The organism is Streptomyces noursei (genome assembly GCF_016917755.1).
In the GTDB taxonomy this organism is placed as follows: Bacteria; Actinomycetota; Actinomycetes; order Streptomycetales; family Streptomycetaceae; genus Streptomyces; species Streptomyces yunnanensis.
This window is the reverse complement of record NZ_CP070326.1, coordinates 1,831,738-1,843,964: the sequence shown is the minus strand read 5'-3', so window position 1 is coordinate 1,843,964 and position 12,227 is coordinate 1,831,738. Positions and strand designations below refer to the sequence as shown.

The 12,227-nt window shown below is 73.2% G+C and carries 11 protein-coding genes; 4 read left to right on the top strand and 7 right to left on the bottom strand.

Annotation, left to right across the window (positions count from 1 at the left end; translation table 11 throughout):
• Positions 1-155: 155 nt before the first annotated feature.
• Both JNO44_RS07935 and JNO44_RS07930 read right to left on the bottom strand, forming a co-directional pair.
• Positions 156-485 carry a branched-chain amino acid transporter permease gene (locus tag JNO44_RS07935; protein WP_205362536.1) on the bottom strand — a complete coding sequence of 110 codons (330 nt, stop codon included), beginning with the start codon at positions 483-485 and terminating at the stop codon, positions 156-158.
• Entirely contained in the window at positions 478-1,122 is a 645-nt protein-coding gene (locus tag JNO44_RS07930) for an AzlC family ABC transporter permease (protein ID WP_205369509.1), read from the bottom strand. The genes JNO44_RS07935 and JNO44_RS07930 overlap by 8 nt, the downstream gene beginning before the upstream one ends.
• Positions 1,123-1,292: 170 nt before the next feature.
• Between JNO44_RS07930 and JNO44_RS07925 the strand changes: the two genes are divergently transcribed.
• Both JNO44_RS07925 and JNO44_RS07920 read left to right on the top strand, forming a co-directional pair.
• Entirely contained in the window at positions 1,293-1,751 is a 459-nt protein-coding gene (locus tag JNO44_RS07925) for an Lrp/AsnC family transcriptional regulator (RefSeq protein WP_205362535.1), read from the top strand.
• Between the two features lie 530 nt (positions 1,752-2,281).
• Positions 2,282-2,515: a hypothetical protein gene (locus JNO44_RS07920; RefSeq protein ID WP_205362534.1), complete on the top strand. Its 234-nt coding sequence runs from the start codon at positions 2,282-2,284 to the stop codon at positions 2,513-2,515.
• A gap of 119 nt (positions 2,516-2,634) precedes the next feature.
• Here JNO44_RS07920 and murJ read toward each other — a convergent pair whose 3' ends face one another.
• The 4 genes from murJ to JNO44_RS07900 form a co-directional block, all read right to left on the bottom strand.
• The gene (gene murJ / locus JNO44_RS07915) at positions 2,635-4,404 is read right to left on the bottom strand and encodes a murein biosynthesis integral membrane protein MurJ (protein WP_205362533.1); all 1,770 of its coding nucleotides are present in this window, start codon (positions 4,402-4,404) and stop codon (positions 2,635-2,637) included.
• A gap of 351 nt (positions 4,405-4,755) precedes the next feature.
• Positions 4,756-5,262 carry a DinB family protein gene (locus tag JNO44_RS07910; RefSeq protein WP_205362532.1) on the bottom strand — a complete coding sequence of 169 codons (507 nt, stop codon included), beginning with the start codon at positions 5,260-5,262 and terminating at the stop codon, positions 4,756-4,758.
• Positions 5,263-5,365: 103 nt separating this feature from the next.
• Positions 5,366-5,557, bottom strand: coding sequence for a hypothetical protein (locus JNO44_RS07905; RefSeq protein WP_039638455.1), 192 nt, complete (start codon positions 5,555-5,557; stop codon positions 5,366-5,368).
• A gap of 99 nt (positions 5,558-5,656) precedes the next feature.
• Positions 5,657-8,080, bottom strand: a complete 2,424-nt coding sequence (locus JNO44_RS07900) for a SpoIIE family protein phosphatase (protein WP_205362531.1) — start codon at positions 8,078-8,080, stop codon at positions 5,657-5,659.
• 235 nt (positions 8,081-8,315) lie between these two features.
• Between JNO44_RS07900 and JNO44_RS07895 the strand changes: the two genes are divergently transcribed.
• Positions 8,316-9,107 (top strand): VOC family protein, encoded by a 792-nt coding sequence (locus tag JNO44_RS07895; protein ID WP_205362529.1) that lies wholly within the window; start codon positions 8,316-8,318, stop codon positions 9,105-9,107.
• A gap of 18 nt (positions 9,108-9,125) precedes the next feature.
• On the opposite strand, the gene JNO44_RS07890 is transcribed toward JNO44_RS07895, so the two are convergent.
• Entirely contained in the window at positions 9,126-11,927 is a 2,802-nt protein-coding gene (locus JNO44_RS07890; RefSeq protein WP_205362527.1) for an ABC transporter substrate-binding protein, read from the bottom strand.
• 78 nt (positions 11,928-12,005) lie between these two features.
• Here JNO44_RS07890 and JNO44_RS07885 point away from each other — a divergent pair, with 78 nt between their 5' ends.
• A complete protein-coding gene (locus tag JNO44_RS07885) occupies positions 12,006-12,194 on the top strand; it encodes a hypothetical protein (RefSeq protein ID WP_205362525.1) in 189 nt (62 codons plus the stop codon).
• Positions 12,195-12,227: the final 33 nt, after the last annotated feature.

The following is a 12,227-nucleotide window of genomic DNA, read 5'->3' as shown; positions in this document are numbered from 1 at the left end:
GGAATCCGCCCCGGCACACGACCGGCGCGCCCCGCGCCCCACGTCCCACCGCGGGGGTGCGGGGCACGCCGATGCCCTCACGCGCCGGTCGGCGCCGGTCGGCCCCTGCGACCACGGGCCCTCGCCTGCTCACGGGCCGGCTCCCGCTCGCCCGGTCAGTGGGCGAAGACCGTGCTCGCCAGGGCCACATGGACGGCGGTGCCGCCGAGGATGCTCAGCAGGGCGTTGCGGCGCCACAGGTGCAGGCCGACGGTGACGGCCAGGGCCGTCAGGGGGGCGAGCGCGCGCGGCTCGGTCACCGGCAGGTCGCGCAGGCAGTAGACGAGCAGGATGACCATGACGCCGGCGGGCATGCGGCGGCTGAGGTACTGGACGGTCGCGCTGGCGCGCAGCGGGGCGAGCGCGGCGAAGGGGAGGGCGCGCAGGGCCCAGGTGACGGCGGCGGAGACGGCGACCGCCACGACGAGGTAGCGGGTGTCAGGCACGGGCGGACCTCCTGCCGGTGGCGAAGTGGCGGGCCAGCAGCCCGGCGGTGAACAGGACGAAGGCGGCCGGGAGCAACTGGTCCGGGAAGGCGAGGCGGGCGGCCAGCGCGCTGAGCAGGGCCAGGGCGGGGGTGGGCAGGTCGCCCCGCCGGTCCCGGATGGCGTCGAGGGCCAGGACGGTGAACAGGGCGGTCAGCGCGAAGTCCAGGCCGGTGACGCTGTCGGGGATGAGCGAGCCGAGCAGGGCCCCGGCGGTGGCGCTGCCGGCCCAGTACAGGTGCATGAACGACTGCAGCCACAGGATGCGGCGGCCGGGCCAGGAACGTGCCCGCTCGCCGGTGGTCAGGGCGTACGCCTCGTCGGTGAGGGCGAAGGTGCTGTACGCCTTGGCGGGGCGGCCCTTGACGCGGTGCAGCGGGAACGACAGCGCGTAGAAGACGTGCCGGATGTTGACGAGGAAGGCAGTCAGCGCGACCGTCGCCAGCGGCGCGACGGCGGTCACCAGGCCGATCAGCAGGAACTCGAAGGACCCGGCGTAGATGAGGGTGGTGAACAGGGTCGCCCACCACCAGGCGAGGCCGGAGTGGGTGACGAGCACGCCGAAGGCGAGACCGAGCGGGACGAGGCCCAGGCCCACCGAGGCGGAGTCCTTCAAGGCGGCGCGGGCCTGGGGCGGTGTGCGGGGGGAGGGTGTGGGAGGCGCGGGCCGAGCGGGGGCGTCGACACGGGCCGAAGGTATTGCCATGTCGCAATTTTAGGACGAAATGGATCTTATTTGGTTGCTGATTATGCCTCTAGGATCGCGATATGGGTAAGGAAATCGAGCTGGATGCCATCGATCGAGAAATTTTGTTTCAGCTGCGCCGGGACGGGCGGCTGACCAACGTCGAGCTGGCCAAGCGCGTCGGGCTGACCCCGCCGCCGTGCCTGCGCCGGGTCAAGCGCCTGGAAGAGGACGGTGTCATCTCCGGCTACCGGGCCGTCATCGATTCCGCGGCGGTCGGCCGCGGCCTGGAGGTCCTGGTGGATGTCGAGGTGTACGCCACCGACCGCGCGACCGTCGAGGAGTTCGAGGACACGGTGGCGGCCTATGAAGAGGTCGTCGAGCTCCGTCGGTTCTTCGGGCGGCCGGACTACTTCCTGCGCGTCGCGGTGGCCGACCACGCCGCCTACGAGGAGTTCCTGACCCGCAAGCTGACGGGCCTGCGCGGCGTGCTGCGGGTGGAGTCCCATCTGACGATGAAGAAGATCAAGGCCGACCTCTGAGCGCCCCGTTCGGGCGGGCGGCGCGGACGGGACGGCCGTCCGGGCCGTTGGTGGGCCAGGAGCCGTCGCCCAGGAGATGGCCGCTGCCGTCCGCGGGGTGCACCTGGTGCCAAGCGCCGTGCCCGGCCGTCTCCAACTCCCGCCGGGCGAGGACCATCCCGCTCTCGGCGGCAGACGACCCTGTTCCGCGTCGTGTGCACGACGCGCTCCAGATCGGGCCGAACCGCCGACCCCACGACCTCGTCGCCGGCCTGTGGCCGGAACACCGCGGCGGGTTCCGGCGTCCCGAATGCGCCGGAGTCCACCACGTAGGCATGGACCAGCCCGTCGCGGTGGCGCGCCGTGGCTCTCGGAGGCCGCGCAGGAACCATCCGCCGAGGCTCATCCCCGGCTCAGGCCGACCGGCAGCCGGGGCTGCCGGTCGACTGGCGCGCTCGGCGGCCGGGCGGACCGCTCCGCCACACCGGGGCGGCCATCTTCACCCGTGTGAGTGCTGCGCCATAATTCGAACACGTGATGCAATTTTGGTTGTGACCGACTACGCCTTCCCCGCCGACCTCGTCCAGGCCCAGTCCGCCTGGTACGCCGCCTATCGACAGCTCGCCGCCGAGGAGAGTCCGGCGCGCACGACCGTGTTGCGCCGCCGACTCCAGCGGCTCTCCGTGGAGATCGCCACGCACCCCTACTGGGCCGACATCCCCGGCCACGCCCCGGCCGCCCGGATGGCGCTCAAGGAGATGGCCTGGGAGGGGCACCAACCATGACGCCCCACACGGGCGACCGCGGAAGGGCTCGCCGCCGGCCTGGAGCGGGCCGGGCGGGCCGGGTACGACGACGCGCCGCCGGCCAGACGTCGACGGCGCGTCGGGGGGAGTGCCAAGGCTCAGCGGCCGAGCCGGCTGCGGACCATGGCGAACAGGGCGTCGAGCTCGGGGAGTTTGAGGAGGCGGGCGAGGGTCAGGAAGAGGCCCAGCAGGAGTGCGGCACCGGCGAGCAGCGCGACCAGGGAGGCCAGGGCGCCGGTGCCCAGGGCATGCAGCAGGGCCGTCGAGGCGGCTCCGCCGGCGAGCGCGGCGGGGGCCGCGGCGGTGCACAGGCGCACATAGGTGCGCAGCACGCGGGGGCCGTCGAGGTCGCCGTCCAGGCGCTTGCGCAGTCGGCGCCAGGCGACCGCGATGCCGACGGCGAAGCCCAGGCCGTAGGAGGCGGCCATACCGGCCACCGCCCAGTGCGCGGGGAGGAGGACGAAGCACGCCGCGGACGCGGCGGCGTTGACGGCGGCGACGACGAGGGTGTTGTAGAAGGGCGTGCGGGTGTCCTCGTAGGCGTAGAACCCGCGCAGCACGACGTACTGCGCGGAGTAGGGGATGAGGCCCAGGCCGAAACCCATCAGGGCGCGGCCGATGCCCTGTGCACCCTCGGTTCCCGAACTGGCGTAGAGCAGCGTGGCCATCGGCATGCCCAGGGCCAGGAAGGCGAAGGCGCACGGCACGACGGCGACGGCCGAGGTGCGCAGGCCGTAGGAGATGTCGTCGCGGACGGCCGCGGCGTCGCCGTCCAGGGCGGCGCGGGAGATCCGGGGCAGCACGGCGGTCATGACCGAAACGGTGATGATGGCCTGCGGCATCTGCCAGATCTGGTAGGCGAAGTTGTACGCGGTGATGCCGGAGCCGGGGTGGCCGGCGTGCTCGGCGGCGGCGCCGGCCTTGGTGGCGAGTTCGGTGACGACGATCAGGCCGAGCTGGTTGGCGAGCACGAACAGCAGCGTCCACTTGGCCAGGCCGGCGGCCCTGCCCAGACCGTGGCCGCGGAAGTCGAAGCGGGGGCGGAGCCGGACGCCGGCGTCGCGCAGATACGGCAGCATGGCCAACGCCTGGACGGCCAGCCCGAGCAGGGTGCCCAGGCCCAGCAGCCGGACGCCTTCGGGGGTGATGGTCGCCGGGCTCACGCCGGAGTCGGTGAAGCCGCCGAAGGCCCAGATGAAGGCGGCGAAGGAGGCGATGATGACGACGTTGTTGAGGACGGGGGTCCACATCATGGCGCCGAACCGGCCGCGGGCGTTGAGGATCTGCCCGAGGATGACGTGGATCCCCATGAAGAACATGGTCGGGAGGCAGTAGCGGGCGAAGGCCACGGTCAGGGCCATGCGTTGCGGGTCGGCGGCGATGTCCGGGGACATCACGCGGACCAGCAGCGGCGCGGCCAGGACGCAGAGCGTCGTGGCACCGGCGAGGACGATGACGACGAGGGTGAGCAGGCGGTTGGCGTACGACTCGCCACCGTCCTCGTCGTTCTTCATGGCGCGCACGAGCTGGGGGACGAACACCGCGTTCAGCGCGCCGCCGCCGACCAGCACATAGATCATCGTGGGCAGGACGTTGGCGACTTGATAGGAGTCGTTGAGCGTGCCGACGCCGATCGCGGCCGCCATGACGAGCGTGCGCGCAAAGCCCGTGATCCGCGACACGATGGTGCCCGCGGCCATCAGCGCACTGGACTTGGCCAGGCGGGAGCCGCCGCCCTTCGGTTCGGGTTCGGACGTCGCGGCGGGCGCGGGGTCCCGCGCGGTGGAGACGCGCAGGGGGACGGTGTCGTCCGGCAGTCGGCTGTGCAGCCCTCCCGCCCTATTGGACTCTTCACTCGGCGCGGCCATGTCCGTTCCTCCCCACCAGGACGGGCCGCACGGCCCGTCGTCGTTCGCCATGACACCTTCGCATTCCGCGCCGGCCACCGTTCACGGGTTGCCTCGGGGCCGGGACTCTTGCGTCAGGTTCGGAGGAAGTCTGCCTGGTCGGGAGCGCCCCCGAAGTTCGGTATGATCATGAACGAACTCCGGTCCTGCGGACGGGAGTCGCGCGTCCGTGGTCCAAGGAAAGACGCCCACCAACCGGTGGGAAATGCAGGTGCAAGGCCGGCCGGGCGCTCCGCGCACCCTCACAAGGTCCCTTTCCCGTACGGGGAAGGGACCTTGTGCGTGCTGTCGGTGAGTGGCCTGCGCGGGGGATCAGGGGCCGACGGTGCCGTCCACGCCCTCGCGCAGGAAGTCGGCATGGCCGTTGTGCCGGGCGTACTCGTGGATCATGTGCAGCATGATCAGGCGAAGCGAGACGTCCTTGCCCCATCGCGGCTGGTAGGCGGTGATGTCCAGGGATCCGGCGGCCTCCTCGATGCGCCGGGAGTGCGCCACCTCCGTCTGCCAGGTGGCGAAGGCCGATGCGCCGGTGGACTCGCCGTCGTCGAACGCGGCCTGGTAGTCGCCCTCTTCGGACCAGACCAGCGGGATGTCCTCGCCGTTGACCACCCGGCGGAACCAGGTGCGCTCCACCTCGGCCATGTGCCGTACCAGGCCGAGCAGGGAGAGCGTCGACGGCGGCATGGAGCGCCGCCGCAGCTGTTCGTCGGTCAGCCCCTCGACCTTCATGGCCAGGGTGGCCCGGTGGAAGTCCAGGTAGGCGCGGAGCATCTCGCGCTCACCGGCCTGCGAGGGCGGATCGATCCGTTCAATTGTCATGTACCGAGAGGGTAGCGGCGGGCCGCACCACATGCCGCGGCCCGGGGGCCGTCGCCTCCGGGCCGTACGGACGGGGCGCGGCGCCACCGCCGCACCGCCACCACTAGGGCAGATACCGCTCGATGGCGGCTCGGCCCTTCTCCTCGATCAGGCGCTGCGCCCACTCCAGGCTCTGCGGGGTGGGTTCGCGCCCGGATGCCCTGACCAGGTCCTCCGCGTCGAAGGGCCGCTCGCTACCCGTGTACAGCTCCACCGGCCGTCGCTCGGCCGGGGTCTTACTGCCATTGGTCGTCACAGGTCCTCCTCTGTCCGCGCCCGCCGAGTGCCGGGACCTCGCTGGTTCCATCATGGGGCGGGCACCGGCGACCCGCACGGCGTACACCGGGTCGCCCGCTCAGCCCACCGGCCGCGGGGCCCCCGGGTAGTGCGGCGGGAACGCCTGCTCCGTCCAGATCGTCTTGCCGAACGGCGTGTACCGCGTCCCCCAGCGCTGCACCAGCTGCGCGACAATGAACAGCCCCCGGCCGCCCTCGTCGTCGCTCGCCGCGTACCGCAGGTGCGGGGAGGTGTGGCCGGTGTCGGAGACCTCCGTCACCAGCGCCAGATCCCGCAGCAGCCGCAGGTGCACCGGCCCCGAGGCATGCCGGACGGCATTGGTGACCAGCTCGCTGACCGCCAGCTCGGTCGCGTACGACAGCTCCGCGAGGCCCCACTCGGCCAGCTGCCGGGTGGCCAGTTCGCGGGCGGTGCTCACCGCGGCCGGCTCCGCGGGCAGCTCCCAGGCGGCCACCTGCCGGGCGTCCAGTTCCCGGGTCCGCACCAGCAGCAGCGCCGCGTCGTCCGGCGCCGCCCCGCTCGGCAGCAGTTGCGCGACCGCGCGGTCGCACAGTTCCTCCAGTGGCCGGTGGTTCTCCCGCAGCACCTCGCCGAGGAGTGCCAGGCCGGTGTCGACGTCGCGGTCCCGGCCGCGCAGCAGCCCGTCGGTGAACAGCGCCAGCAGGCTGCCCGCCGGCAGCTCGGTCTCCCACGACTCGAACGGCAGGCCGCCCAGCCCCAGCGGGGGACCGGCCGGCAGGTCCGGGAACGACACCTCGCCGCCGGGGGCCACCAGCACCGGCGGCGGATGCCCGGCCCGGGCCGTCGTGCAGTGCCGTGACACCGGGTCGTAGACCGCGTACAGGCAGGTCACCCCGGTGGCCACGTCGTCCGGGGCGGGTTCGACGACGGCTCCCGCAGCGCGCTCCTCCGGGGTCTGCCCCACCAGGTCGTCGAGCCGGCTCAGCAGTTCGTCGGGCGCCAGGTCCATCCGGGCCAGCGCCCGTACGGTCGTGCGCAGCCGGCCCATGGTGGCCGCGGCCTGGAGGCCGTGCCCGACGACGTCCCCGACCACCAGGCCGACCCGGGTGCCGGACAGCCCGATCACGTCGAACCAGTCGCCGCCCACCCCGGCCCGGTCGTCGCTGGGCAGATAGCGGTAGGCCATGTCCACCGCGGACTGCGGGGGCAGGCGCTGGGGCAGCAGATTGCGCTGGAGGGTGAGCGCCGCGGCGTGCTCGCGGGCGAACCGGCGGGCGTTGTCGATCGAGACCGCGGCCCGGATGACCAGCTCGTCGGCCAGGTCGATCTCGCCGCCGTCGAAGACCGACGAACTGTCCCCGCGGTCGAAGGTCACCAGCCCCATGAGGGTGCCGCCGGCCCGCAGCGGCACCACGATCGCCCGCTCCGTGCGGATCAGGCCGCCCGACGACAGGCTCCGGTACGGGAGCGTGCCCCGCTGATAGGCGACCGGGTACGGCGGGAGCGGCGGCCGGTCCGGCGGGTCGTCCCGGGAGCGGGCGGCGACCCGGACCAGCTCGGGCATCCCGGCCTCGCCCGGTTCCGGATCCCCGCCCTCCAGCACCGACCGCAGCAGGTCGACGGTGACCGTGGCCGCGAAGTCCGGTACCGCGACCGCCGTCACCTCCCGGGCGGTGCCGACCATGTCCAGCGTGGTGCCGATCCGCCGGCCGGCCTCCACCAGGAGGTTCAGCCGGCGCTGTGCCTGATAGCGGTCGGTGATGTCGAAGGAGTCCTCGCACACGCCCAGCACCCGCCCGTCCGGGTCCTGGAGCCGGTAGTAGGAGCAGGACCAGACGTGTTTGGTGCCCGGGTCGGTGGGCTGCTCGCCGACGAAGTGCAGGTCGAGGAAGGGCTCACCGGTGGCCAGCACATGGCCCATCACCGTGTGCAGGGTGTGCGGGTAGCCCTCGGTGACGAACTCGCCCGGATACAGTTCGTCGGCCCGCTTGCCGATCAACTGCCGCAGCGGCAGCCCGATCTCCCGTCCGTACGAGGTGTTGAACCACGTCAGGCGCAGCGCTTCGTCGTAGATGGCCAGTCCCACCGGTGACTGCGTCGCCAGCCCGTGCAGCATCGCCTGGCGCGACTCCCAGTACCGCAGGTCGTCCAGTGCGGTCGCCACCATCACCCGGGCCGGTCCCCGGGGGGCCGCCGGCAGGGTGTCGGCCAGCGGACACATCGTGATCGCCACCGCCAGACGGTGGCCGTCGGCGTGCCGTGCGGTCCGGGTCTCGATGTTGACCATCGCCGCGGGCGACGGCTGCGCGGTGCCCGCCGCGGCTGTCGCATCCGCGGCGTCCGGCAGGAACGTGCCGATCGGCCGGCCGATGATCTCCTCCGGGGTGTACCCCAACAGCTTCCGGGCCGCCGCACTCCACCCGATCACCAGCCCCCGGGCGTCCAGAACCGCTGTGGCCGCCCTGGTGACGTCGAGGGGACCACGGAAGTCGGCGCTCGTCGCCGCGTTCCATGCGTTCATGGCATCAACCCAGCCCGGTTCAGTACCTCCAGCATCGAGCCCGGCCCCCACCGGCACAACCGGCCCTGCCCCGAGCGGGCGACCGGCGGCGCCGGTGCCCCTTGGTGCGGGGTCGGGCGGTCGCTGGCACAGTGGGTGGGGGCGCCGAGGACCCGGCCGCGACCCATGCCGACCCGCGCGGGCTGATCCACGCTCACCCGTCGGACAGGCCCGAGCATGCAGGAGGCAGATGTCCATGCCGTCCCCACGTCCGGCCGCTCCGGTACCCGGCGCGCCCTGCTGGGTGAGCCTGATGACCAGCGACCTGCCCTCCGCGCACCGCTTCTACGGTGCCGTGCTGGGCTGGCGGTTCCGGTCGGCCAGTCTCGGCGAGGAGTTCTCGGTCGCCCTGCTCGACGGGGAGCCGGTCGCCGGGATCGGCGCGCTGGCACCGAGCTTCCAGGTGCCGGTGGCCTGGACCGCGTACTTCGCGGTGGCCGACGGCGACGACACCGCGGCCCGGATCCGCGAGCGCGGCGCCACGGTCGCCGTCGGGCCGCTCAAGCTCGGCCCGGGGCGGGCCGCCCTCGCCGCGGACCGGGACGGCGCCACCTTCGGCTTCTGGGAGGGGCAGACGCTGGCCTGGTCGGTGGGGACGGGCCACGCCCCGGCGATGCTGGAGCTGCGGACCAGGGACGCGTTCGCCGCGGCCATCTTCTACGCCGAGGTCTTCGACTGGGCGTCGGAGAAGCCGGGCGGCTGCCAGGTGACGTACGAGCACGACCAGGTGGTCGTGCACGACGGGACGCACGTGGTGGCGGCGCTGCGCGGCGGCGCCGTGGAGGCGGCCCCGGACCCGCGGGTGCGGCCGCAGTGGCACGTGCACTTCCGGGTGCCGGACGTCGCGGCGGTGACCGAGGCCGCGGTGGACGCCGGCGGGACCATCACGCCGGTGACCGCGACGTGGGACGGGAACGGGAGCCAGGCGATGGTGCGCGACCCCGACGGCGGGTTGTTCACCGTGACGGGGCCGGGGCCGCCGCCCTGACACCCGTCACGGGAGCGGTCATCGACCCTTTTCCGGTGTCAGCGCCGGACACCACGACGACTGGGCGCGGCCGCCGAGCCGGCCGCAGTAGCCGACCTGGGTGGGCTTGCCGACGCCGTCGATGTGCTGCACCGACAGCAGCTTGTCCAGCGGGACCTGACGGTCCACCTCGCCGCCGAAGCCGATGATCCCGCTCTCCCCGTCGAGCGCCTCGTCCCCGTGCACCCCGCTGATCGCGTGCCACACCGCGGGCGGCGTCAGCGGCATCCCCGCGGCGTCCTCGCGCAGTTGCCTGACCGCGTCGACGTACAGCTTCACCGCGTCGAAGCCGAGCGCGGCGTGTCCGTCGAGGGACGAGTTGGGGACTTTGGCGCACTCCTCGGGGAAGAGCCGGGACATCTCCGCGTACAGCCCGCTTGCGTCGTCGCAGCGCGCCGAACCGAGGGTGAAGTCCAGGAAGTCGTAGGGGATTCCGGGGTACTGCGCACGGCGGATCGGGTCGGCGGCCAGCCGCGCCACGTCGTCGCCGCCGAAGACGGCCGGCGGGGCGGAGTTGCAGGACTCGTTGATCCCGCCGAGGAAGGTCTCGAAGTCCTCGGCGCGGCCGGCGTAGAAGACCAGTCCCGGGTAGGAGCAGCTGCGCTGGCCGACCGAGCCGGCACCGGGCGCGTCCGAGGACGGCTCGCCGCCCGGGGGCGGCGGGGGGCTGAAGGCGGTCCGCTCGACCGCGAAGCCGCGGGCCCGGAACTGCTTGGCCACGTCGTCGCCGAGGGTCCTGCTGTAGGTGTCGGTGGGGTCGGCGGAGGCGATCACCCGGACCTGGCGGGTGGGCCCGGTCCGGCCGCCGACGAGGTGGTCGGCGTAGGCGGCGGCGACCTCCGCCTCCCGGCTGTTCTGCGGCGACACCTGGAAGTACATCGGCGACTGCCGGACCAGGGAGTCCGCGGAGAGGGTGGTGGCGACCATCGGCAGCCCCGCCTCGGTCAGCCGGCGGATCGTCCGGTTGGTGGCCTCACGGCTCTGGTCGAGTCCGGTGACGCCGACGATGGAGGGGTCCTTTCCCTGCAACTCCTCCAGGATCTGCACGACTTGGGTGCCGAAGCGCATACCGGACCCGGCGTTGGCGGGGAAGATCCGCAGGATCGGCTCGGTGCTGCCGGTGGTGCGCAGCTGCCGGGACTGGGCGCCGGCCGCCCCCTGGAGCGCCTCCCGGCCGTAGGCGAGCTGGGCGGTGGACCTGCCGGTGCTGCTGAGCAGCGCGGAGAGGTGGACGAGGGTCACGAACGGGCGCTCCGGGGACGCCTGGTGGATCTGGTCGGCGCGGGCGTTCTGGTCGGCGATGGTGCGCAGGGTCTTGTTGAGCTCGGCGTCGGGGGAGTGGAAGGTGAAGCCGTGCCGGGAGACCCCGATGCACTCGCCGGTCTCCACGGTGCGCAGGGTGTCGGCGTCGTCCTGGAAGCGGCTCAGCCCGCAGTGCGCCCGGCGGTAGGCGCTCTCTTCGCCCCAGAGCAGCCCGCCGGCCCCCAGCAGCGCCGCGGTCACGCAGCACACGGCCGCGACGGAGACCGCCCGGCGCGCCCACAGCGGCGGTTCGGGAAGGCGCAACCTGGCATCCTGAGCCACTTCTTGACGTCGCGTCAGCTCGTATCGGGCCTTGGCCACCGGGTCGTCGGAGGGCGGCATCAGCGGGGGCACGGTGACCGGCAGATACCAGGGTGCGCGGTTGCGGGCCCGGCCGGTGTGCAGGAAGGTGTCCCGCCAGCCGCCGTAGAGCCGGTCGGAGAGCTCCCACAGGGAGCTGTGGCCCCAGTCGGCGCGGGTCCCGGTGCCCTCGGCGGGTGGCCGGGCGCCGCAGGCGACGACCAGCAGCGGATCGAAGGCGCCGGTCTCGTTGCGGACGTCGATGACGGTGCGCAGCAGCGGATGGCCGCAGTTGTCGGCGTCCACGCCGTCCAGCAGCGCGACGCAGTACGCGGTGCGGCGGGAGGAGCGCGGGCGCCACGGGCGGCGGCGGAAGGCGGTCCGCAGGTCCTCCAGGAAGGCGTTGACCATCAGCTTGCGCAGCTGCTCGGGGTCCTCGACCTGGTTGTGCGGCACGGTCAGCCGCTCCGCGAAGCCGAGGAAGGTGCCCGGGTCGCGCGGGGCGAGGTAGGGCTGGTTGAGCAGCCAGCGGTACTCCCGGCCCAGTCCGCGGCGGACCCGGAACCACGCCAGCGGGAAGAGGTGCAGCGCGAACAGCCAGACCCACCACGGCACATGGCCGTCCACCGCCAGTTCGGTCTCCGGCGCCCGCAGCAGGCCGAACACCCGGCGGCGCCGGAACTCCCGCTCCCGCAGCCGCTGGAGGAGGCTGTGGTCGGTGCCCTCGACATCGCCCGCGCCGTCCGGATCGCCGCTCGCGCCGGTCTGCACCAGCCAGTTGACCAGGCCGAACCGGCGGAAGCGGACCCGGCCGTCGGAGCCGTTGACGCTGCGCGCGAAGCCCTGCGCCAGCCGCTCCAGCGTGCGGCGCACCGCCTCCACCGACTCGGGGTCGGCCGGCGACGGCTCGGCGCCCAGATCGTGCAGGCAGTGCGGGACCCGGCGGGGGTCGGCGTGACCGAGGAAGTAACTGATGCCGCGGGCGAGTTGGGCGTGGTCGTCGCCGGCGACCAGGCAGATCACCGGGAGCCCCTCGCGGCCCTGGGCGACACCGCGGTGCCGCACCGGTTCCGGACACTCCCTGCGGCGCGGCCGACGGACGAGGTCGGCGATCAGCCGCAGCAGGTGGCCGGCTCCGTGGAAGACGGGGATCTGGGAGTCCAGTTCGTTCGGCGCCATGGTGCCCCTGAGGCTGGTTCCGAATAAGGCCGGCATTGTGCCACCGCCGCGCGGCCGGAAGCTACGGTTCTGCCCCCGGTGTCCGAACGGCGTGGAGGCGCCCCCACGACCGCGCGCGTCCCGCTGCCGACGGACTGTGACACCGGCCTCGTCGACGCCCGGGGACCGCACCTCGGCTGTCCGGAGCGGCCGGACGCGCAGGCCCGGGTGGTCCTGGAGACCGCGGGGACCTTCCCGGAGAGGTTCGTGGCGCGGCCGTGCCGGTGAGCCGCCACGCGAGTGATGCGAAGGCTGCGCACT